23 protein-coding genes are annotated in these 20,578 nt (G+C 75.6%); 13 read left to right on the top strand and 10 right to left on the bottom strand.

Annotation, left to right across the window (positions count from 1 at the left end; all coding sequences use genetic code 11):
• The first annotated feature begins 59 nt into the window (after positions 1–59).
• The 3 genes from ACZ7JZ_RS27305 to ACZ7JZ_RS27315 all read left to right on the top strand — a co-directional run bounded on the left by ACZ7JZ_RS27305 (position 60) and on the right by ACZ7JZ_RS27315 (position 2,316).
• Positions 60–374, top strand: a complete 315-nt coding sequence (locus ACZ7JZ_RS27305) for an ArsR/SmtB family transcription factor (RefSeq protein WP_470943678.1) — start codon at positions 60–62, stop codon at positions 372–374.
• A 92-nt stretch (positions 375–466) separates the two neighbouring features.
• Positions 467–1,261, top strand: a complete 795-nt coding sequence (locus tag ACZ7JZ_RS27310) for an aquaporin (protein WP_470943680.1) — start codon at positions 467–469, stop codon at positions 1,259–1,261.
• Complete coding sequence (locus ACZ7JZ_RS27315; protein ID WP_470943682.1) at positions 1,258–2,316, top strand: ArsO family NAD(P)H-dependent flavin-containing monooxygenase; 1,059 nt, start codon at positions 1,258–1,260, stop codon at positions 2,314–2,316. Before ACZ7JZ_RS27310 ends, ACZ7JZ_RS27315 begins: the two co-directional genes overlap by 4 nt.
• 41 nt (positions 2,317–2,357) lie before the next feature.
• Here the strand turns inward: ACZ7JZ_RS27315 and ACZ7JZ_RS27320 are convergent, their stop codons facing one another.
• Together ACZ7JZ_RS27320 and ACZ7JZ_RS27325 are read right to left on the bottom strand one after the other, a co-directional pair.
• Positions 2,358–2,855 (bottom strand): GNAT family N-acetyltransferase, encoded by a 498-nt coding sequence (locus ACZ7JZ_RS27320; protein ID WP_470943683.1) that lies wholly within the window; start codon positions 2,853–2,855, stop codon positions 2,358–2,360.
• A complete protein-coding gene (locus tag ACZ7JZ_RS27325; protein WP_470943684.1) occupies positions 2,852–3,220 on the bottom strand; it encodes an ArsR/SmtB family transcription factor in 369 nt (122 codons plus the stop codon). The genes ACZ7JZ_RS27320 and ACZ7JZ_RS27325 overlap by 4 nt, the downstream gene beginning before the upstream one ends.
• A 185-nt stretch (positions 3,221–3,405) precedes the next feature.
• Between ACZ7JZ_RS27325 and ACZ7JZ_RS27330 the strand changes: the two genes are divergently transcribed.
• Entirely contained in the window at positions 3,406–4,770 is a 1,365-nt protein-coding gene (locus ACZ7JZ_RS27330; RefSeq protein WP_470943686.1) for an NAD(P)-binding domain-containing protein, read from the top strand.
• Positions 4,771–4,976: 206 nt separating this feature from the next.
• Positions 4,977–5,792: a sulfite exporter TauE/SafE family protein gene (locus tag ACZ7JZ_RS27335; protein ID WP_470943687.1), complete on the top strand. Its 816-nt coding sequence runs from the start codon at positions 4,977–4,979 to the stop codon at positions 5,790–5,792.
• A 91-nt stretch (positions 5,793–5,883) separates the two neighbouring features.
• On the opposite strand, the gene surE is transcribed toward ACZ7JZ_RS27335, so the two are convergent.
• Entirely contained in the window at positions 5,884–6,807 is a 924-nt protein-coding gene (surE, locus tag ACZ7JZ_RS27340; RefSeq protein ID WP_470943689.1) for a 5'/3'-nucleotidase SurE, read from the bottom strand.
• A 69-nt stretch (positions 6,808–6,876) separates the two neighbouring features.
• On the bottom strand, positions 6,877–8,133 hold the full coding sequence (locus ACZ7JZ_RS27345) for an MFS transporter (protein WP_470943690.1): 1,257 nt from the start codon (positions 8,131–8,133) through the stop codon (positions 6,877–6,879).
• Between the two features lie 895 nt (positions 8,134–9,028).
• On the opposite strand from ACZ7JZ_RS27345, the gene ACZ7JZ_RS27350 reads away from it, so the two are divergent.
• From ACZ7JZ_RS27350 to ACZ7JZ_RS27360, 3 genes are all read left to right on the top strand, one after another.
• The gene (locus tag ACZ7JZ_RS27350; protein ID WP_470943692.1) at positions 9,029–9,262 is read left to right on the top strand and encodes a hypothetical protein; all 234 of its coding nucleotides are present in this window, start codon (positions 9,029–9,031) and stop codon (positions 9,260–9,262) included.
• A 30-nt stretch (positions 9,263–9,292) separates the two neighbouring features.
• Positions 9,293–9,688 (top strand): glycoside hydrolase family 3 C-terminal domain-containing protein, encoded by a 396-nt coding sequence (locus ACZ7JZ_RS27355; RefSeq protein ID WP_470943694.1) that lies wholly within the window; start codon positions 9,293–9,295, stop codon positions 9,686–9,688.
• 79 nt (positions 9,689–9,767) lie between these two features.
• Positions 9,768–10,775 (top strand): LacI family DNA-binding transcriptional regulator, encoded by a 1,008-nt coding sequence (locus tag ACZ7JZ_RS27360; protein ID WP_470943696.1) that lies wholly within the window; start codon positions 9,768–9,770, stop codon positions 10,773–10,775.
• On the opposite strand, the gene ACZ7JZ_RS27365 is transcribed toward ACZ7JZ_RS27360, so the two are convergent.
• From ACZ7JZ_RS27365 to ACZ7JZ_RS27375, 3 genes are all read right to left on the bottom strand, one after another.
• Positions 10,763–11,197 carry a phosphatase PAP2 family protein gene (locus tag ACZ7JZ_RS27365; RefSeq protein WP_470943698.1) on the bottom strand — a complete coding sequence of 145 codons (435 nt, stop codon included), beginning with the start codon at positions 11,195–11,197 and terminating at the stop codon, positions 10,763–10,765. The genes ACZ7JZ_RS27360 and ACZ7JZ_RS27365 overlap by 13 nt on opposite strands.
• Positions 11,185–11,580: a hypothetical protein gene (locus tag ACZ7JZ_RS27370; protein ID WP_470943699.1), complete on the bottom strand. Its 396-nt coding sequence runs from the start codon at positions 11,578–11,580 to the stop codon at positions 11,185–11,187. Before ACZ7JZ_RS27370 ends, ACZ7JZ_RS27365 begins: the two co-directional genes overlap by 13 nt.
• Positions 11,581–11,677: 97 nt before the next feature.
• Positions 11,678–12,667 (bottom strand): alpha/beta hydrolase fold domain-containing protein, encoded by a 990-nt coding sequence (locus tag ACZ7JZ_RS27375; RefSeq protein ID WP_470943700.1) that lies wholly within the window; start codon positions 12,665–12,667, stop codon positions 11,678–11,680.
• Between the two features lie 297 nt (positions 12,668–12,964).
• Between ACZ7JZ_RS27375 and ACZ7JZ_RS27380 the strand changes: the two genes are divergently transcribed.
• Positions 12,965–13,741, top strand: a complete 777-nt coding sequence (locus ACZ7JZ_RS27380; protein WP_470943702.1) for a class I SAM-dependent methyltransferase — start codon at positions 12,965–12,967, stop codon at positions 13,739–13,741.
• A 186-nt stretch (positions 13,742–13,927) separates the two neighbouring features.
• Positions 13,928–14,821 carry a hypothetical protein gene (locus ACZ7JZ_RS27385; RefSeq protein ID WP_470943703.1) on the top strand — a complete coding sequence of 298 codons (894 nt, stop codon included), beginning with the start codon at positions 13,928–13,930 and terminating at the stop codon, positions 14,819–14,821.
• Positions 14,822–14,836: 15 nt separating this feature from the next.
• On the opposite strand, the gene ACZ7JZ_RS27390 is transcribed toward ACZ7JZ_RS27385, so the two are convergent.
• On the bottom strand, positions 14,837–16,165 hold the full coding sequence (locus ACZ7JZ_RS27390) for a citrate/2-methylcitrate synthase (protein WP_470943705.1): 1,329 nt from the start codon (positions 16,163–16,165) through the stop codon (positions 14,837–14,839).
• 64 nt (positions 16,166–16,229) lie between these two features.
• On the opposite strand from ACZ7JZ_RS27390, the gene ACZ7JZ_RS27395 reads away from it, so the two are divergent.
• Together ACZ7JZ_RS27395 and ACZ7JZ_RS27400 are read left to right on the top strand one after the other, a co-directional pair.
• The gene (locus ACZ7JZ_RS27395; protein ID WP_470943707.1) at positions 16,230–17,420 is read left to right on the top strand and encodes a citrate synthase; all 1,191 of its coding nucleotides are present in this window, start codon (positions 16,230–16,232) and stop codon (positions 17,418–17,420) included.
• 76 nt (positions 17,421–17,496) lie between these two features.
• Positions 17,497–18,075: a dienelactone hydrolase family protein gene (locus ACZ7JZ_RS27400; RefSeq protein ID WP_470943708.1), complete on the top strand. Its 579-nt coding sequence runs from the start codon at positions 17,497–17,499 to the stop codon at positions 18,073–18,075.
• 17 nt (positions 18,076–18,092) lie between these two features.
• Here ACZ7JZ_RS27400 and ACZ7JZ_RS27405 read toward each other — a convergent pair whose 3' ends face one another.
• The gene (locus tag ACZ7JZ_RS27405; RefSeq protein WP_470943710.1) at positions 18,093–18,524 is read right to left on the bottom strand and encodes a hypothetical protein; all 432 of its coding nucleotides are present in this window, start codon (positions 18,522–18,524) and stop codon (positions 18,093–18,095) included.
• Positions 18,525–18,654: 130 nt separating this feature from the next.
• Positions 18,655–19,734 carry a virginiamycin B lyase family protein gene (locus ACZ7JZ_RS27410; RefSeq protein WP_470943712.1) on the bottom strand — a complete coding sequence of 360 codons (1,080 nt, stop codon included), beginning with the start codon at positions 19,732–19,734 and terminating at the stop codon, positions 18,655–18,657.
• A 375-nt stretch (positions 19,735–20,109) separates the two neighbouring features.
• Here ACZ7JZ_RS27410 and ACZ7JZ_RS27415 point away from each other — a divergent pair, with 375 nt between their 5' ends.
• Positions 20,110–20,547 carry an SRPBCC family protein gene (locus ACZ7JZ_RS27415; protein ID WP_470943713.1) on the top strand — a complete coding sequence of 146 codons (438 nt, stop codon included), beginning with the start codon at positions 20,110–20,112 and terminating at the stop codon, positions 20,545–20,547.
• The last annotated feature ends 31 nt before the right edge of the window (positions 20,548–20,578 follow it).

Consider the following 20,578-nt stretch of genomic DNA (forward strand, 5'->3'; position numbering starts at 1 on the left):
TTGGGGGCGAGGTCAGCCAGGACTGGTGTCAGTGTCGACTGGTATGAAAGTATCAGTCCATGATGACGTCAGTCGACACTGATCTGATCCGGGTGCTGGCCGACCCGCTCAGGCTCCAGATCGTGACCCTCCTCGCCCGCGAGACGCTCTGCACCACCCACCTCGTGGAGGAGACGGGTGCCAGGCAGACGAACCTCTCGAACCACCTGAAGGTGCTGCGCGAGGCCGGGGTCGTCGAGACGGAGCCCTGCGGGCGGTTCACCTACTACCGCCTGCGGCCGGACGTCATCGAAGGCATTGCCGGTCAGTTCGCCGACCTCGCCCGGACCGCGCGCGCCACCGCCGAAGCGAACCTCAAGCGGTCCTGCCCTTAGGCCGTCTCTTCCGGGTCGCCGCGGCCTGATCCGCCAAGATCCGAAAGAGACGGCCTCATCCGCGTCCAGCCTCACCTGCCCGAGGAGAACCGTTGTCCCCCACCGAGCCCGTCGGCACCGCCCCCGCAGCGGCACCCCCGATAGCCGCCGACGCGCCCCGGCCCGAGCCCGGCGCGACCCCGCCCCGTGCGCCGCTGACCGCCCGCGCGGCCGCCGAGCTGCTCGGCACCGCCGCCCTGGTGGCGGTCGTGGTCGGCTCCGGCATCCAGGCCACCGGGCTCACCGACGACGTGGCCCTCCAGCTGCTGGCGAACTCCACCGCCACCGTGTTCGGCCTCGGCGTGCTGATCCTCCTCCTGGGCCCGGTCTCCGGCGCCCACTTCAACCCGGCCGTCACCCTGGCCGAGTGGTGGACCGCCCGCCGCGGCGGCGGGGGCGTCACCGCCCGCGAGCTCGCCGTCTACGTCCCCTCGCAGATCGCCGGCGCCATCGCGGGCGCCGTCCTCGCCGACGCGATGTTCGGCGAGCCCCTGGTGAAGTGGTCCACCCACGACCGCTCGGCGGGCAACCTCCTCCTCGGGGAGGTCGTGGCCACCGCGGGCCTCATCCTGCTGGTCTTCGGCCTGGCGAAATCGGACCGGCTGCGCTTCGCGCCCGTCGCCGTGGCCTCGTACATCGGCGCCGCCTACTGGTTCACCTCCTCCACCTCCTTCGCCAACCCGGCCGTCACCATCGGCCGCGCCTTCACCGACACCTTCGCCGGCATCGCCCCGGCCTCCGTCCCCGCCTTCGTCGCCGTGCAGCTCATCGGCGCCGCGGTGGGCCTGGCCCTGGTAGCGGTCGTCTTCATGCCCGGTGAGTCCGAAAAGGAGCAGCCCGCCGCATGACGCAGTCCACGGACGTGGTGGTGATCGGCGGCGGCCAGGCAGGGCTCGCCGCCGGCTACCACCTGCGCCGCCTGGGCGTCGAGCACGCCATCCTCGACTCCCAGGCCTCGCCCGGCGGGGCCTGGCAGCACACCTGGGACTCCCTGCGCCTGTTCTCCCCGGCCCCCTACTCCTCCCTCCCCGGCCGCCTCATGCCGGCCCAGGCCGGCGAGGTCTACCCGGACGCCCGGCACGTCGTCTCGTACCTCGCCGACTACGAGAAGCGCTACGACCTCCCGGTCCGGCGCGGAACGTGGGTCTCCGCCGTCCGCCGCGACGGAGACCGCCTGCGGGTCGAGACGGATTCCGGCGACTGGCGGGCCCGAGCCGTCGTCAGCGCCACCGGCACCTGGACCCGGCCCTTCCTCCCCGCGGTGCCCGGCCGCCGCGACTACCAGGGGCGCCAGCTCCACACCGTCCAGTACACGAGCCCCGCCGAGTTCGCCGGACAGCGGGTGGTCGTGGTCGGCGGGGGCAACTCCGGCGCCCAGATCGCCGCCGACCTCGCCGGCACGGCCCGGCTGACCTGGGTCACCCAGCGGCCGCCCCGCTACCTGGCCGACGATATCGACGGCCGCGCCCTCTTCGACCACGCCACCGCCCGCCGCCGGGCACTGGACGCCGGCCGCACGGACACCGGCGGCGTCGCCTCCTTCGGCGACATCGTCGCCGTCCCGCCCGTACGCGCCGCCCGCGACGCTGGACTCCTCGCCGCGAAGCCGATGTTCACCCGCCTCACCGCCGAGGGCGTCGTCTGGGCCGACGGTACGCAGTCGCCGGCCGACGCGGTCATCTGGTGCACCGGCTTCCGCCCCGCCCTCGCCCACTTCGCCTCGATGCGCCTGCGCGGCAGCCGCGGCCGCATCGCCACGACCGGCACCCGCGCCGTCGACGAGCCGCGCCTGCACCTCCTCGGCTACGGCGACTGGACCGGCCCGGCCTCGGCCACCCTCATCGGCGTCGGCCGCCCGGCCCGCGAAGCCGCCCGCGAGATCGCCGCCCTGCTGAAGGGCTGAGCCCGTGCTGGACGCCGGGGCCTGCGCTGAAGCCGACCGGCTCAGTCGACCTGCGGGCTGCGGCGCTCCAGCAGGACCACGTCCCGCCATGCGCCGTGGTGGCGGCCGATCCGTTCGCGGGTGCCGATCACCCGGAACCCGGCCCGCCGGTGCAGGGCCAGGCTCGCGGTGTTCTCGGGGAAGATGCCGGACTGGACGGTCCAGATACCCGCCGCTTCCGTGGAATCGATCAGGGCGTCCAGCAGGGCGCGGGCCACTCCTCGGCCGCGGGCTTCGGGGTGGACGTAGACGGAGTGCTCGACCACGCCCGCGTACGCGCACCGGTCGGAGACCGCACTCGCCGCGACCCACCCCAGCACCCGGCCCCCGTCGTCTACGGCGACGAAGCGGTGTCCGGGCAGCCGGGACGCGTCGAACGCGGCCCACTCCGGGGCCCGGGTCTCGAAGGTGGCGTTCCCCTCGTCGATCCCGGCCTGGTAGATCGCCAGGACCTGCTCGGCGTGCCCGGACAGCAGGGCCTCGATCCGCACCCCGGTCATGCCGCGCCCGCCGCGCCTGCGAGGAGTGCGCCCATCGCGGCCAGCACCGAGGGCTCGACGCGGTAGTACACCCAGGTCCCGCGCCGCTCGGAGGAGAGCAGCCCGGCCTCCTTGAGCTTCTTCAGGTGGTGGGAGACCGTCGGCTGCGAGACGCCGACGTCGGAGATGTCGCAGACGCAGGCCTCGCCGCCCTCGTGCGAGGCGACGGCGGAGAACAGGCGCAGCCGGACCGGGTCGCCGAGCGCCTTGAACATCTTCGCCGCGGCCTCCGCCTCGTCGGCGGACATCGGGCGCTCGTGCAGCGGCGGGCAGCAGGCCGCGACGGCCTCGGGCTCCAGCAGCGGCAACACCTTCGTATGTGACATGCATCTATGTTGACACATATCGAATCAGAGGGGCAGGGGTCATGTGGCCGCCGGCCGAAGCCCGCACGGCGCATGATCCACGATCATCCGACTTTGATGAGCTTCTATGTTGACCATCATCGAATCAACTGCCATGCTGGCTGTGCACGACATCGACAGACTTCGAAACAGCCAGGGAGCCGACCGTGAACGCGCCTGCCACCACCGACCTGCCCGTCGTCGTCATCGGGGCCGGTCCCGCCGGACTCGCGGCCGCCGCCCACCTCCTCGACCGCGGCATCACCCCGCTCGTCCTCGAAGCCGGACCCACCGCCGCCACCGCGGTCCGCGAGTGGGCGCACGTGCGGCTGTTCTCCCGCTGGGGCGAGGTCGTCGACCCGGCCGCCGAGAAGCTCCTCGCCCCGACCGGCTGGACCAGGCCCGCCGCCGACACCTACCCCTCCGGCGGCGACTGGGCCGAGCAGTACCTCCAGCCCCTGGCCGACGCCCTGGGCGCGCACGTCCGCTACGACGCCCGCGTCACCGGCGTCTCCCGCACCGGCCGCGACCGCATCGTCGACGCCGACCGCGAGGCCCAGCCCTTCGTCGTCCACTACGTGAACGCCGACGGCCGCGAGCAGCGCGTCCTGGCCCGTGCCGTCATCGACGCCTCCGGCACCTGGTCCACGCCCGGCCCCGCCGCCGGCAGCGGCCTGGCCGCCCTCGGCGAGAAGGCCGCAGCCGACCGCATCGCCTACCGCGTCCCGGACCTGAAGGACCCCCGCACCCGCGCCCGGTACGCGGGCAGGCGCACCGCGGTCATCGGCTCCGGGGCCTCCGCCTTCACCGCCCTCGCCCAGCTCGCCGACCTGGCGGAGTCCGAGGACGGGGCCGGCACCCACGCCACCTGGGTCCTGCGCCGCGGCATCTCCGGATCCACCTTCGGCGGCGGCGAGGCCGACCAGCTCCCCGCCCGCGGCGCCCTCGGCCTGGCGGCGAAGGCCGCGGTCGACGCCGGGTACGCGGACGCCGCCACGGGCTTCCGTACGGACGCCTTCGAACAGGACGGCGACGGCCGCCTGGTGCTCGTCGGCGAGGACGGCCGCCGGCTCGACCCCGTCGACGAGGTCATCGTGCTGACCGGCTTCCGCCCCGACCTGTCCTTCCTGGACGAACTGCGCCTGGGCCTGGACGAGCGCCTCCAGGCCCCGCTGGCGCTCGCGCCGCTGATCGACCCGAACCAGCACTCCTGCGGCACCGTCTACCCCCACGGCGTGAACGAGCTCTCCCACCCGGAGAAGGACGTCTACCTCGTCGGCATGAAGTCCTACGGCCGCGCCCCCACCTTCCTCGCCATGACCGGCTACGAGCAGGTCCGCTCCGTCGCCGCGGCCCTGGCCGGGGACCGCGAGGCCGCCGAGCGCGTCGAACTCACCCTCCCCGAGACCGGAGTGTGCGGCGGCGCGGGCCTCTTCGACGAGCCCGAGGCCGCCGAAGCGACCGGCGGCTGCTGCGCGGCCCCCGCCACCCTCACCATCGGCACGGCGCCCGCAGCCTCCGGCACCTGCTGAGACGAGCAGCCCCCACAGCGGCGCGGCCCCGACGGCCACGGGGCCCGCTGCCGCCAGCCGCAGACACGCCGCAAGCCCTGAAGCCCCCGCTGCCGGAGCCGGTCCTCGGAGGTCCCGCCGAAGCGCGGGCGACGGCCCGGTGCGTTCCGCCGAAGCCACCAGGACGCCGTAGCGCACCGAGGCCCCGACCAGCGAGGATTCCGGTCGTGACAGCTGACCGGCCACTCGCCCTGCGGCGCCCGGCCCCTACGACGCCCGTGGTGTTCGGCGCGGGAGCGGCGATCGGCGTCCTGGGCGGGATGATCGGCCTGGGCGGCGCGGAATTCCGCCTGCCGCTGCTGATCGGCCTGTTCGGGTTCGCCGCGCTCTCCGCCGTCATCCTCAACAAGGCGATGAGCCTGGTGGTGGTCCTCACCGCGCTGCCCGCCCGGCTGGCGGCCGTGTCCGCTTCCGAGCTGGCCGCGCACTGGCCGGTTGCGGTCAACCTCCTCGCAGGGAGCCTGCTGGGCGCCTGGGCGGGTGCGTCCTGGGCGGTGCGGATGCGCTCCGCGACCCTCTACAAGGTGCTGGCCGGGCTGATGGTGCTGATGGCAGGGGCCCTGGTGTTCACGCACTTCTCGGCCCTGGGCACCCTCGGCCTGACGCCGTGGGCGCGGGTGCCGCTCGGGGTGGCGGCCGGGTTCGGCATCGGCGTGGTCGCGGCCGTCATGGGCGTGGCCGGCGGCGAACTGCTGATCCCGACGATCGTGCTGGTCTTCGGACAGGACATCAAGACCGCCGGGAGCCTGTCCCTGCTGGTGTCGCTGCCGACGATGCTGGTGGCCTTCGCCCGCTACAGCCGCGACGGCAGTTTCGCCGTACTCGGCGCCAACCGCCGCTTCGTCCTGGTCATGGCCGCGGGCTCGATCGCCGGGGCGGTCCTGGGCGGGCTGCTGCTCGGGGCGTTCCCCGATGCGGTCCTCATCCCCGTACTGACCCTGATCCTGCTCGTCTCCGCCGTCAAACTCGCCCACCACGAATGACCGGAGGGAAGTCCTCCTCCCGGTCCGTGACCAGGAGGAGGCTCTTCTCCGGCTCGCGCCGAGGCCCCGGCCTGCGGGGCGTCGCGGGTCGTTACGGGCGCAGGCCGGTCAGGAGGTGGGCGGTCCGGGCGAAGTCCGTGCGGCCGGTGTTCCAGTCGGGGGCGATCGGGGTCAGCGAGATGCGGTCCGCCGCCACCGCCTCCACGTCGCCGCCGCGCTGGGCGGGGGCCGGGAGCACCGAGACCGCCACCTTCCAGGTGCCGTCACCGGAGTCGGTGTAGTCCGCCTCCAGGCCCGGCTGCGGGTCCTGCGTGGTGACGGAGACCCCGCGCGCGCCGCCCCTGCCGTCGGCGCCGACCACCGGGTGGTTGAGGTTGATGCCCACGCCGGCGGGCAGCAGCGGGCCGTTGCCCGCCCGGCTGCTGAGCCGGTCGATGAGCTTGACCGTGAACTCGTTGGTGGGCCGCATGGCGTTGAAGATCTGCTCCGGGACCGGCACCGCCAACTCGCCGGTGCTCACCGCGATCGCGGGCACCCCGCGCTCCAGCGCCGCGACCGCGCCGCCGACCGTACCGGAGTGGGTGGCCAGCGCGGCCACGTTCGGGCCGAAGTTGGTGCCCGAGACCACCAGGTCGGGGGCGCGGTCCCCGAACACCTCGGCCAGGCCGAAGGACACGGAGTCCCCGGGGGTCCCGTCCACCGCCCACACCTTGGCCTCGGGGTGCCGGACCGTGATCGTGCTGCCGCTCGACACCCGCGTACCGGCACCGCTCTGGTTGGTGAGCGGGGCGACGATCGTGACGTCGTGGCCCGCGGCGGTCAGCCGCTGGAAGAGCATCCGGATGCCGGGGGCGTCGTAGCCGTCGTCGTTCGTCAGCAGGATGCGCAGCGGTCCGGCCGGCCGGACCGGGCCCGCCGGGGCGGTCTGCGGGGCGGCACTCGCCGGCGCCGTCCCGGCCAGGGCGGGGACGCACAGCAGCAGGGCGGCCAGGGGCATGACTCGCTTGGAACGCACAGGTGCTCCTTGGAAGGTAGGGGAGGGGAGGTGAGGGGTGCGTGGGGCAGGTGGGCGTATGTACGTACGTCAGCGGACGCCGCGGATCGGGATGATGGCCAGCGCCCCCAGCAGGGACAGGGCGCCGCCGATGAGGAACAGCGGGGTGTAGCCGCCGCCGAACGCGGTCACGATCGCGGAGGCCACGAAGGGGGCGATGATCTGGGGGCCGGCGTTCGCGATGTTCAGGACGCCCATGTCGCGGGCGGCGTCCTCCGCGCGCGGCAGCACCAGCGTGACCACCGCGGTGTCCACCGCCATGAAGCAGCCGAAACCCAGGCCGTTGAGGGCGTTGAAGACGATCATGCCGGTCCAGGTCGGGCTGACCACCGGGATCACCATCACGGCCCCGGCCAGCGCCGCGGACACCCCGACGAAGACCTTGCGCCGGTCCAGCCGGTCGGACAGCAGCCCGCCCACGACGGTCGACAGTGCCATCGCCCCCATGGACAGCGGCGTGAGCACCGCCATCGCCTCGGCCGGTGACAGCCCGGCGGGCAGGGCGATGTGGTCGTCCAGGATGTACAGCTGGTAGCCCATGACGGAGAAGTAGCCGAGCACCATCAGCGCCCGCCCGATGAACGCCCACCGGAAGTCGTGCACGGCCAGCGCGGACAGGAACGAGGCGAAGCGCTCGCGCTTCGACAGCCGCGGGGCCGCCGGCGCGCCCCCGGGCCGCGGCACGTCGCGGCAGAAGAGCGTCAGGAGCAGCGCCCCGCCCGCGGCGACCGCGCCGAGCACCAGGTACCCGGTCGTCAGCCGGCCCTCGGTCTGCGAGGCGATCATCACGCCGGCGGTGCCGCCCACGGGCAGGGCCAGTCCGACCAGGGCCGAGGCGGTGCCCCGGCGGGCGGCCGGGACCCGGTCGGGCACGATCGCGGTGACGGCGGCCTGGTACACGTTCATGGTCGCCTGCACCAGGCACCAGCCGATGCCGACCATCAGCACCGTCCGGGCCCCGGCGAGCAGGGAGAGGGCGGCGAGCGCCGCGAAGGCGCCGCCGAGGATCCACGGGTTCCGGCGGCCGGTGCGGTCGGACAGGGCGCCGGCGAGCGGGTTGAAGACCGTGCCGAAGACGGCGCTCACGCCGCCGATGACACCGAGCAGGGCGACCTTGTTCGCCGGGTCGAGCCGGGCGACGTGCGTCGGCAGGAGGATGGAGCCGACGCCCATGTACACCGCGAACATCGACGCGTTCGCCACCAGGAGCAGCAGGAGCAGACCGCGCTGGCGCGGCGCGGGAGCCGCCGGAGGCGCCTCGGAGTGGATCAGTTCATCAGCTGTCACGGTGGCCACCGGGGTGTGCGGGCGCGGTGTTCGCGCGGAGGGGGTTCGGGGCGTGCACGGGAACTCCTCGGAAACGGAGCTGAGCGCGGACCTGCGCGCCGAAGCCGTGGGGAGGGAGGAAACGAGGAAAGGAGTGAGGGGGAGCGAGGGGGAGGGGCGCGCGCCGGATGGCGAGTTTGCGCAGGGGTGCCGCACGGGTGGGAGCGGCGGCCGGAACCCGTGTGGTTACACGTGTTATTCCGGGCTTGCAGCATTGTGTAGCACCCATCGAGCCCGTTGGGTAGGGCTCTGACCGTATTCAAGGTCGAGCTGTGACCGGGGCGCGGCAGTTGTCGGATCGCACGTGTAACTACTTGCTCGTCGGTCTTGTGCCCGCAGGATCCAGGGGTCATTGTTGGCTGGAAACAGTGGGGCGCGTACGGGCTTCAGCCGGTGCACTTCAGGCGGCAGGCGGCAGGCGGCAGGCGGCAGGCGGCAGGCGAAGGCCCGGGCCCGGGTTCCCGGACCGACCGCCCCGCAGGCGGCGCCCCCGCCCCCTCTCGCGCGCGCCCCCGCGTACCGCGGCTGCGCCTGCGCCCGCGTCCCGGCCTCGCGCCACCCGGAATTTGCGGCGCGGAGCCTTCCGCTGAAGGTGTTACACGTGTAACTTGAACGGTGTGGCCGCCCTCGGGAGGGCTGCGGCCCGCCCGGCCGGTCCCGGCCACCTGACATGCCCGGGACCGGCCGCCCGAGTGGCCGTCGAGCGCATCGACGCCTCGGCTGCCCGCCTGCTGCGCGAGAGTTCGCCCCCGGGCTCTGCGGCGACCCGTACGCGGGCCCCGCTGAGGCCGAACACACCTGCGGCAGAGCGGAGTTCACGGCCGCCGGGTTCGCCACGCAGAGCAGGTCGGTCACCGTGCTCAAGGACCGTCCGGCCGGTCCGGCCGCGCCGCTGCTCCCGTTGCGCGCGGGCGCCCGTATCTACGTCCGCGGCGTGGACCCCGAGGTCGCGGCCCGCCACGGCACCGTGGTCGCCCGCCCCGAGGAGGCCGCGGTCGCGGTGGTGCGCACTCCCCGTACGACGAGCGAACCGAGGGCTTCGAGAGCTTCTTCCGCGCCGGGCGCCTTGAGTTCACCGAGGAGGAGCTGAGCCCCCCCCCTGCTCGCCACCGCCGCGCCCGTGCCCACCGTCTTCGGCGTCTTCCTCGGCCGCCCGGCCGTGCTCCCGGAGCTCACGGCTGCGGCGGCCGCGCTGGTCGCCGCCTGCGGTGCCCGCGGTGCCTGCGGTGCCTGCGACACCGCCCTCCTGGACGTGCTCTTCGGCCGTGCGAAGGCCGGCGGCCGGCTGCCCTTCGCGCTGCCGCGCTCCACGGCCGCCGTCGCCGCTGGCTGCGAGGGCCTGCCCGACGACTCCGGCGAGCCGCTCTTCCCGTACGGGCACGGGCTGGACCTCGACCCGGAGCCGACCCGGACCCGGAGCCGCCCACCCCCTGCCCCCGCCCCGGACCGCCCCCGGGACACGCGGGCGTCGCCGGACGTGACCACCCGCCTGGCGGCGCCTTCTTTGCGCTGGTAACGCGTGTAACCTTGGCGGTGGCCGGCCCGAGCCGGCCCACCGCACCCCCCGGGACCGGGGAAGAGGGGCAGGGAGCGCCATGGGCAGGGAGCAGTCCGCACCGGCAGCCGTCACGAGCGCGGACGTCGCGCGCCTGGCGGGGGTGTCGCGGGCGACCGTCTCCTTCGTCCTCAACAACACGCAGGCGCACCGCGTCAGCGACACCACGCGCGCCCGCGTGCTCGACGCCGCCCGCCGGCTGGGGTACGTACCGCACGCCGCGGCCCGCTCGCTGCGCGCCGGCCGGAGCAACCTCGTCCTCGTCCCCGCCTCCGTCTCCGCGGCCGGGCGGCTCGTCAGTGCCTGGGTCGACGACCTGGAGAGCGAGCTGGAGCGGCACGGGTACGTGCTCGTCCTGCACGCGGGCCGCTTCCCCGATCCGGTGAGCGCCGCGCGCGCCTGGGCGGAGCTGCGCCCTGCGGCCGTCGTGGCCCTGGACGGGGAGGGGCTGAGCGGCCAGGCCGTGGAGGTGCTGGTCCGGGCGGGGGTGCGGGGCGTCATGGCCTTCGCCCCGCGCGAGGTGCCGGGCGCGCACACGATCGACCTCGACCAGGCGCGCGTGGGCGCGCTCGCCGTCGAGCACCTGGTCGCCCGCGGGCGCCGCAGCATCGGCGTGGTCATGCCGCAGGAGCGCGGTCTCGACACCTTCGCCCGGCCGCGGCTGGCCGGCGCCCGGGAGGTCGCCGCGCGCAGTACGGCGGCCGTCACCCCCGTGGAGCTGGCCTACACCCACGCATCGGCCGTCGCCCTCGTCGCGCAGTGCCGCGAGCTGGGGCTCGACGCGGTCTTCGCCTACAACGACGAGTACGCCGCGCTGCTGCTGCACGCCCTGCGCGGCGCCGGGGTCGCGGTCCCGCAGGACATCGCCGTCGTCGGCTGCGACGACCTCGTGGTATCGGCCCTCCAGGAGCCGCCGCTGACCTCCGTACGGCTGGAGCTGCCCACCACCGCGGAGGTGGCCGACGCCCTGCACGCGCTGGTGGACGGCGGGACCCCGCCGCGGGTGCGCGGCGTGGAACCCGTCCTGGTACAGCGTCAGTCCTCCTGAGGGGACGGCCGCCCGGGGGCCGTTCCACCGGCGGCGGTGCAGGCCGGACCCGCGGGGGCGGCGGACTCCTCCCGGCGCAGCAGCGGGGCGAAGGCGCACCACATCAGCAGGGCCGTGCCCGCCCCGGTGGCGGCGCCCGCCACGGTGTCGGTGAGCCAGTGTGCGTGCAGCCAGGTGCGGCTCCACATCATCGCCAGGACGAGCCCGGCCCCGGCCGCCCACCAGCCGCGCCGCCGCCCGGGGGGCACCAGCAGGGCGATCGACACCACCACGAGCAGGGCGGCCCCGGCCACGTGTCCGGAGGGGAACGAGCCGTGGTCGACCCGCACGAGCGGGTTCTCGGGGCGCGGCCGGTCCACGCCGAGCTTCAGGGACTGGACGACCAGGAGGTTGCCCGCGAGGTAGGTGGTCAGCAGGAACACCAGCGAGGGCCAGCGCCTGCGGACGGCGAGCAGGGCAGCAGTCCGAGCGGGACCACCGCGCCCAGGGGCCCGCCGAGCCCGTTCAGCATGGCGGCGGCCGCGGCGTACGGGCCCTCGTGCGGGCCGCCCATCCAGCGCAGCCAGGTGTCGTCCAGGCCCTGGAAGGCGGGTCGTTCGGGCCGTACCAGGACCACGGCGCCGAGTGCGGCGGTGACCAGCAGGAGGAGCGCTCCGAGGAGGGCCGTGCGGGGGACCGCGGCGGGAGCGGGGGCCGGGCGTCGGTGGGAGGCGGGCGGTACGGGCGCCGGCAGGTGCGCCGGGGGTGCGGATACCGGTGCGGGTGAGGGTGCGGGTGCGGTGTCGGGGGCAGGGGTGGTGGTCATGGGGATCTCGGCTCTCGGCTCTCGCCCCGCGCGGGCCTTGCGGTGCCCCGCGCGGGGCGTGGTGCGGGCTGGCTCGGGCGGTGAGGGGGCGACCGGGTCAGGCGGAGAGGTGGCGGGCGAGGAAGGCGACGCTGTCCTCGACGAGGGAGGGCACGTCGGGGGAGCCGAGGAAGATGTGGTCGGCGCCCTCGACCGGCTGGAGGGCGGCTTCGCCGCCCGCCTCGCGCAGGGCCGCGGCGAGGATCTCGCTCTGGCTGTAGGGCAGCAGGCTGTCGGCCGTGCCGTGGACCAGGAGGAAGGGCGGCGCGGTCGCGCCGGCGACGTAGGTGACGGGGCTGGCGGCCCGCGCGAGCCCCGCCCGCTCCCCGGGCGTGCCGCCGAGCAGGGCGTCGAAGGGGTTCGGGAAGGCGCTGCCGTCGGGCGCGGGGGACATCGGCAGCGGGTGGGCGAGCAGGGCGCACAGGTCGGTGGCGGGGTACCAGCCGACGACGGCCCGGACCGAGCTGTCGCCCTCCGCGACGCCGACGGCCCCCTCCAGGGCGGCTCCGCCGAGGGCGTCCGGGCCGGCCTCGGCGTCCGGCCGGGCCAGTCCGGCGAGTGCGGCCAGGTGGCCGCCCGCGGACTCGCCCATCACGCCGATGCGGTCCCCGTCGATGCCGAGTTCGCCGGCGAAGCGCCGTACGTAGCGGATGGCCGCCTTGACGTCGTGCAGCTGGGCGGGGAACGGCGCTTCGAGGCTGTGCCGGTAGTCGATGGAGACCAGGGCGAGGCCCGCGCCGAGCACGGTGCCGTGCAGCAGCTCGACGGGCACGGTGGGCGGCGGGAAGCGGCGGTCGCCCTCCAGCCAGCCGCCCCCGTGGATCCACACGACGGCGGGCACGGGCCGCCCGGCCGCCGGGACCTGTACGTCCAGCAGGCAGGGCCGGTAGCCGAGGGTGCTCGCGTACGTGAGCCCGTCGTACCGGGCGACGTCGTCCGCGCCGACCTGCGGCGGGGCGGGCACGCGGTACGGCGGGGGCGGCCAGGCCCCGGGCTCGGGGGCCTGGGCCGGCTGTCCGGCGGGGACTGCGGGGGCTGCGGGGGTCATGTTCGCCTCTTTCGGGGGGCGTGGTGTCGGGCGCGCGGCGGCACCGGCGGAGTGGGGGAATCCTGTCGGATATCCGGATCGCCCTGTGCTCCCGAGGTGGTTCGGCCTCGTGTTGTTACACGTGTAACACAGATGGCGCGCCCCGGTACATGCTTTGAGCTCAAGCAAGTCCATCGAGGGGTGGTCTCGTGAGGTACACGAGCCATCGCGGCGTGAGTCGCCCGTACCGCTGGCGATCCCGCCAGCCCGCCGGCCCGGCGGTTCCCCGCCCCGGAAGGGACCGCCTAGTCTCACGCCATGCCCGAGACCCCCGTAGCGCGGTTCTACGACGACCTGGCCGACGACTACCACCTCATCTACGCCGACTGGAACGCGAGCGTCCGCCGCCAGGGGGACGCCCTGCACGCCCTGCTCGGGCGGGAGGGGGCCGCGGTGCTCGACTGCTCCTGCGGCATCGGCACCCAGGCCATCGGCCTGGGACTGCGCGGGCACCGCGTCACCGGTACCGACCTCAGCCCCCGCGCCGCCGCCCGCGCCGCCCGCGAGGCCGCCCTGCGGGGCCTCGCGCTCCCCACCGCCGCCGCCGACATGCGCCGCCTCCCCTTCGCCGAAGGCTCCTTCGACGCCGTCGTCTGCGCCGACAACTCCCTTCCCCACCTGCTGACCGCCCGGGACGTGCGCACGGCCCTGGCCGGGATGCGCCGGGTCCTGCGCCCCGGTGGCCGGCTGCTGGTCAGCACCCGCCCGTACGACGAACTGCTGCGCGAGCGCCCGGGCGCGACCCCGCCGCAGGTGCACCAGGCCCCGGACGGCCGGGGGGAACGGGTCGTGAGTTTCCAGCTCTGGCACTGGCACGAGGACGGCGAGCGCTACGACCTGGAGCACTTCCAGCTCCTTCCGACCGCCGCCGCCGGGGACTGGCGCGTCCAGGTCCGCCGCACCACCTCCTGGGCCCTCACCCGCGACCGCCTGACCGCCCTCGCCGCCGAAGCGGGCTTCCGGGAAGCCGAGTGGCTGATGCCCGAGGAGACCGGCTTCTTCCAACCGCTGCTCAGCGCCCGCGCCGACGGCTGAAGGGGCGGGGGCCGTCCGGTGACGGGGCATCCGGTGAAGGCCCTCCGGCGGAGGGGCGGGGGCCGGGACCGTCCGTACCACCCGCCCCGGCTTCCCAGCGGAGCGGTCCGGTGGGACCATGGCGCCACCGCCGGCACCCACCAGCGTGGGGGTGCGCTCGTGCGGCGCCACCGTCCTGGAGTCCCCATGAACATCCGGCTCCGCGCCACCCGTCCCGCCACCGCGCGCCGCGCCCGCCGGCTGCTCGCCGCGGCGGCGGTCGCCGGGCTCCTGCTGACCGGCTGCAACGACGGCTCCCCGGAGGCCCGCACCCCTGCCGGATCCCCTGCCACCACCCCTGCCGCAACCCCCTCCGGGCCGCCCCCGGCCTCCTCCGGAACCTCCGCCCCCGCACCCTCGCGCTCCGGCGAGCCGGCGCCCAGCCGCCCGGCCCCCGCCGCCTCCTCGCCCGCGGCGGCCGAACCGGCCCTCGGCGCGGGCCTCCAGCCCCTGTGGCCGTTCAGCACGTACGCGCAGGTGCGGGAGTGGCAGCGGGCCTACCGCGCAAGCGGGCACCAGCCCTGGCACCTGGACGCGGAGGAGACCGCGCTCGCCTTCACCAGGGGCTACCTGGGCTTCGGGGAGATCGACCGGATCGCCTCACGCTCCGTCAGCGGCCGGCACGCCCGCATCGGCGTCGGCCCCGGCGCTCCCGACGAGGCCCGGCGCAGTACCGCGGCGGTAGTCCACCTGGTGCGGTACGGCAGCGGGCCCGACGCCCCCTGGGCGGTGGTCGGCACCGACGACACGACGTTCTCCCTGACCGTGCCCGCGTACGGCGCCGCGGCCCGCTCCCCGCTGCGGACCGGCGGCCGGATCACGGGCGTGGACGAGAGCATCCGGGTGGAGGTCCGCCAGCCCTCGTCGGAGCGGCCGCTGGGGACGTCCTGCTGCCTCCCGGCCGGGGGAGCGGACCAGCCGTGGGCGGCGACCGTCGGCTACAGCCGCGCCACCGACCCGGTCCTGACGGTCGTCGCCTCCACCGGCGGGCACCTCAACGAGGTCGAGCGCTTCACCGTCACCGCCGTACGCACCCGCTGACGCGCGAGCCGCGGTTCACGCTCCGGCCCCTGCCTCCTCCCCCGTCCCCGCCCGCTCCTGCGGGGCCGGGGGCTCCGGCAGCGGCCGGGGCGGCCGCGGGCCCTGGTACTGCCCGCTCGGCCGCATCCGCAGCGGGCGCTCCTGGTACTCCTCCAGCGCATGCGCGATCCAGCCCGCCGTACGGGCCACCGCGAAGACCGTCTCACCGGCCTCCGCCGTCATCCCGCACGACACCGTCAGCACCGCCAGCGCCAGGTCCACATTGGCGTGCAGACCGCCCTGACGGGCCATCACCGCGGCCACCCCGCGGGCCGCGGCCAGCGCGGGACCGGCCTGCTCCAGCCCCTCCAGCCGGGCGAACAGCGCGGTCGCCCGGGGATCCTCGCCGGAGTAGAGGCGGTGGCCGAGGCCCGGGACCCGGCGTCCGGCCCGCAGGTGGTCGGCGACCACCTGCGCCGCCCCGCCCCGCTCCAGGACCTCCGCCAGCATCCGGTGCGCGAGCCGCCCGGCCGTGCCGTGCAGCGGCCCCTCGAGTACGCCGAGCCCGGCCGACACCGCCGCGTACGGGTGCGCGCGCGCCGAGGCCGCCACGCGCACGGCCAGGGTCGAGGCGGCCAGGTCGTGGTCGGCCAGCAGCGCCAGTGCCAGGTCCAGTACGGCGACCGCCTCCGGATCCGGCTCCCGGGGCGTCAGCCGGGACCACAGCCGCCGGGCCGTACCGGCGTCCCCGGCCGCATCCCCGTCCGCCCCGGCCCGGTCCGCCCCGGTGCCGTCCCCGCCCGCCGCGGGCAGGGCGCCGACCAGCGTCGGGACCAGGCCGCGCGCGGCGCCGAGCACGGCCTCCTCCGACAGGTCGAAGCGCAGCGGGTCGGCCACCGCGGCGGCGGCGACCGCCACGCGCAGCCGGTCGACGGGGCCGCCGTGCGCGGGCAGGGCCGCCACCGCGCGCCGGGCGGCCTCCAGCGCCTCGGGGGGAGCGGTGAACCGGGCCCCGGGGGAGAGGCGGCCCGTCCAGAGCCACTCGGCCACCTCCTCGTACCCGTAGCGGGAGGCCAGGGCCACGGCGTCGACGCCGCGGAAGGAGTACCGGTCGGACTCGATGAGGGTGAGGGAGGTGCGGACGGCCAGCTCCCCGGCGGCGGGGGCCGCAGCCTCGCGGCGGCTGCGCCGGGCCAGCGCCTCCACCTCGGCGGCGTCGAAGCTGCTGCCCCGCCCCGCCGGGTCCCGCCGGCTCGCGAGCTGCCCGCGGCTGACGTAGGCGTACACGGTCGCCGGCTTCACGCCGAGCAGCCGGGCCGCCTCCTGCGTGCCGATCCTGCGTCCCCCGTCGGTCTGCTCACTCATGCCCACACCCTACAGAGGTCTTGCAATATTGATTCAATCAACATTGACAAGGATTCAATCCATCATGGATGGTCGATGCATGAACACCACCGAGACCACCCCCGAAAACCCGGCGGCCGCAGTACCGCGGGGCCTCGCCGGAGTCGTCGTCACCGAGACCGCACTGGGCGACGTACGGGGCCGCGAGGGCTTCTACCACTACCGCCAGTACTCGGCCGTCGAACTCGCCGCGCACCGCACCTTCGAGGACGTGTGGCACCTCATGTTCCGCGGCGCCCTCCCCGCCGACGCCGCCCAGCGCGAGGCCTTCGCCGCCGAGACCGCCGCCCTGCGCACCCTCCCCGGCCCGGTACGCGAAGCCCTGCCGGAGCTGGCCCGCGCCACCCGCGCCTCGGGCCCGCTCGCCGGACTGCGCACCGCGCTCTCGCTGCTCGGCGCCTCCGCCGGCTTCCGGCCGGTCTACGACCTCGCCCCCGGGCCGCGCGCCGCCGACGCCCTCGCCGCCTGCGCCGCCGTCCCCACCCTGCTCACCGCCCTGCACCGGCTCGGGCAGGGCCTGGAGCCCGTCGCACCGCGCGCCGACCTCCCGTACGCCGCGAACTACCTGTACATGCTCACCGGCGAGGAGCCCGACCCCGTCCGGGCCCGCGCGATCGAGCGGTACCTGATCTCCACCGTCGACCACGGGTTCAACGCCTCGACCTTCACCGCCCGTGTGATCGCCTCCACCGGCGCGGACGTCGCCGCCTGCCTGACGGGGGCGATCGGAGCCCTCTCCGGCCCGCTCCACGGCGGCGCCCCCAGCCGCGCCCTGGACACCCTCGACGCGATCGGCACCGCGGACCGGATCGGTCCGTGGATCCGCGAACGGGTGCTCGCCGGGGACCGGATCATGGGCTTCGGGCACCCCGTCTACCGCACCGAGGACCCGCGCTCGCGGATGCTGCGCGAGACGGCCCTCGGCTTCGGCGGCCCCCTCGTGGACTTCGCCGTGGAGGTCGAGCGGCAGGTCGAGGAGATCCTCGCCGAGCTCAAGCCGGGCCGGGAGCTGCACACCAACGTGGAGTTCTACGCGGGCGTGGTCATGGAGCTGTGCGGACTGCCCCGCGAGATGTTCACCCCGACCTTCTGCGCGGCCCGCGTGGTCGGCTGGAGCGCCAACATCCTCGAACAGGCCGCCGACTCGAAGATCATCCGTCCCGCCGCCCGCTACACCGGCCCCACCCCGCCCCAGCCGGTGCCGGCCGTCGGCTGACCGCCCCGCTGTCAGTGGCGGGCGGCATACTCGAAGCGCGGGGCCACCGCGGCGCCGCAGGGGGCGAGGGAGCGATATGGCTGACGTGCTGGTCTTCCACCATGCGCAGGGGCTGACCGACGGCGTGCGCGCGTTCGCCGGGCGGCTGCGCGCCGCCGGGCACACGGTGCACACGCCCGACCTGTACGGGGGCAGGGTCTTCGACACCCTCGACGAGGGCATCGGGTACGCGTCGGCCACCGGGTTCGGCGCGATAGCCGCCCGCGGGACCGCCGCCGCGGGGGAGCTGCCCGCCGGGCTCGTGTACGTGGGCTTCTCGCTCGGCGTCATGCCGGCGCAGGAGCTGGCCCAGACCCGCCCCGGCGCGCGGGGCGCGGTGCTGCTGGAGGCGTGCGTACCGCCCGCCGAGTTCGGCGGCGACTGGCCCGCGCAGGTCCCGGTGCAGGTCCACGGCATGGACGCGGACCCGTTCTTCGCCGGTGAGGGCGATGCCGACGCCGCCCGCGCGCTCGCCGCCGCGGCGCCGGACGCCGAGCTCTTCCTCTACCCGGGCGACCGGCACCTGTTCACCGACAGCAGCCTGCCGGGCTACGACGCCCGGGCCGCGGGGGAGGTCGTCCGGCGCGTGCTCGCCCTCCTCGAACGCCTCGCGTAGGGGGGGGGCTCGGCGCGTCAGTGCACGAAGGAGTAGCTCCGCCACGGCTGCGCCTTCGGCGCGATCTGGTCCTGGGTCGCCGTCGCCAGGTACGTGAAGCTGCCCTTGCACTGGTCGTTGGTGTACAGCCGCATGTCGATCAGCGTGCCGTTCTGCACCAGCTTGGCGCCGTCGACCAGGCGGTGGCAGCCCTTCACGGACGGGCTGGTCTCCGCGATGATCAGGTGGCCCGCGCCCTCCTCGACCGCCGTGGAGTGCTCGCCCTCCTCGGCGTGCACGTCGACCTCGGCGTGCTCGGGCGGCTTTGCGGCCGACTCGTACATCACGGGCCCGACGGCCGTCCGGCCCAGGGAGGAGCACGCCGTACCGGCGAGCGCCAGGGCCAGGACGGCCACGGCGGTACGGCCCAGGCGGCGTCGCCGGGAGGCGGGGCGGGTTGCTGCGGTCATGGGGGTTCCTTCACGGGGTTCGGGGGAGAGGGGGAAAGCCGGAGGGGACGGTGGAGGGGCCGGGAGGGTTACGGGGCCGGAGGGACCGGGTCGGCGGAGCAGTCGGTCGGGCCCCGGTCGCGGACGCCGCTCACCGGTCCTGCCGGGAGCGGGGTGCGGCGAGGAGGCCCGTGGGGGTGTTCAGGCCCCCGGCGTCCACGGCCGACGCGGCGCCGCGCGGCGGCAGGCGCAGGACCCGGTTGTTGAAGCCGTCGGCCGCGTAGAGGGTGCCGTCGGGGCCGAGGGCCAGGCCGAGGGGGCTGCTCAGGCCGGTGAAGGGCAGCGTGCTCTGCCGGCCGGTGCGCGCCTCGACCCGCAGCACCCGGTTGTTGCCGCTGTCGGAGACGTAGAGGTCTCCGGAGGGGCCCAGCGCCAGCCCGGTCGGCTGCGAGAGGCCGGTGACGGGGACGGTGCGCTGGCCGCCGCCCGCAGTGAGCCTGACCACCCGGTCGTTGACGAAGTCGGAGACGTACAGGTCCCCGCCCGGCGCGAGGGCCAGCCCCCAGGGGTGCAGCAGCCCCGTCGACGGCACGGTGGTCTGCCCGCCGCCGTCCGCGGGGACCTTCACGACGCGGTCGTTGAAGCTGTCCGCGATGTACAGGTCCCCGGCGGGGGACAGGGCCAGGCCGAGCGGGCGCGAGAGGCCCTCGGCGGGGACGGTGGTCTGCCCGCTCCCGTCGGGGCGCAGCCGTACGACGCGGTTGTTGCCCGTGTCCGCGATGTAGAGGCGTCCCGCCCGGTCCCGGGCCAGCCCCGTCGGCCGTGTCAGGCCGTCCGCGGGCAGGACTCCCGGCCCGCCCCGGCCGAGCGGCAGCGACACCACGCGGTTGCCGCCGTAGTCGGAGACGTACAGCACGGTGCGGGCCGCCGGCCGTACGGCGTCCCGCTCGGCCGCGCCCACGGGGGTCCCGGCGGCCAGCGCGGGCACGGCCAGCGCGCCCAGGAGGAGCAGTGCGGCGAGGGTGCGCGAGCGCCGCCGGGGCCCGCGCCCGCCCGGCCGGTGCGCGGTGGCCGACGGTACGGTCCGGTGCGCGGTGGCGGGCTGTCCGGTCATGTGCGGGGTGGCCGGCCGGCCGGTCCCCGCTGACCCGTCGGGCCCGACGGACCGCTTCGCGGCGGTGGTGCCCGGGGGGCCGTCCGCCCGCCGCGCGGCCCTGCTGCGTCCCACCATCCGCCCACCTCTTCCGGTCCGCCGGCCGCGGGTCGGGCCGGTGTGCTCGGGCCGACCCTAGGCAGGGCTCCCCGCGGCGCGGCGCGAGCCACGCCCTCGCCGGGGCCGCGGGCCACTCCTATGCAGGGAGGACGGGCCCGCGGCCCGCAGCCGGGGTCGTTCGTACGGGTTACCCGGAAGGTCCCTTCCGGTCGCTCGGCCGACAGCGAACCCGTACCGGGGGAACGGGCTGATATGCCGCGAACCATGACGGGTCGTCCGCCCCGCCCGTGCTTGAATCCCGGTCCCCGAACCCGGCGGTGTCCCGCACGACTCCCGCGTCCCCTTCGGCCGTCCCCCCGCGCGCCCGCGCGGCCCGACCCGCCCGGAGCAGCCGTGCGTACCGTCAGCACCGAGATCCTCATCCCCGCGTCCCCCGCCGAGGTCTGGAACGTCCTGGCCGACCTCGGCGCGTACGCCGAATGGAACCCCTTCATCCGCGAGGCCGCCGGCACCCTCGAGCCGGGGGCCCGGCTGGAGCTGCGGATGTTCCCGGAAGGCGGCAGGCCGATGTCCTTCCGCCCGAAGGTGCTCACCGCCGAACCGGGGGTCGAACTGCGCTGGCTGGGGCACCTCCTGGTGCCGGGGGTCTTCGACGGGGCGCACCGGTTCCGGCTGCAGCCCACCGCGGACGGCGGCACCCGGCTGGAGCACAGCGAGGAGTTCCGCGGCCTGCTGGTGCCCTTCGTCGGCCGGATGCTCCGGGGGACCCGCCGCAACTTCGAGGCGATGAACCGCGCCATCGTCGGCAGGCTGGCCGCAGCGGACCGGTGAGAGGGGCCCGGCGCGGGCCGGCCCCAGCGGC

The organism is Streptomyces sp. NPDC038213, from assembly GCF_055600495.1.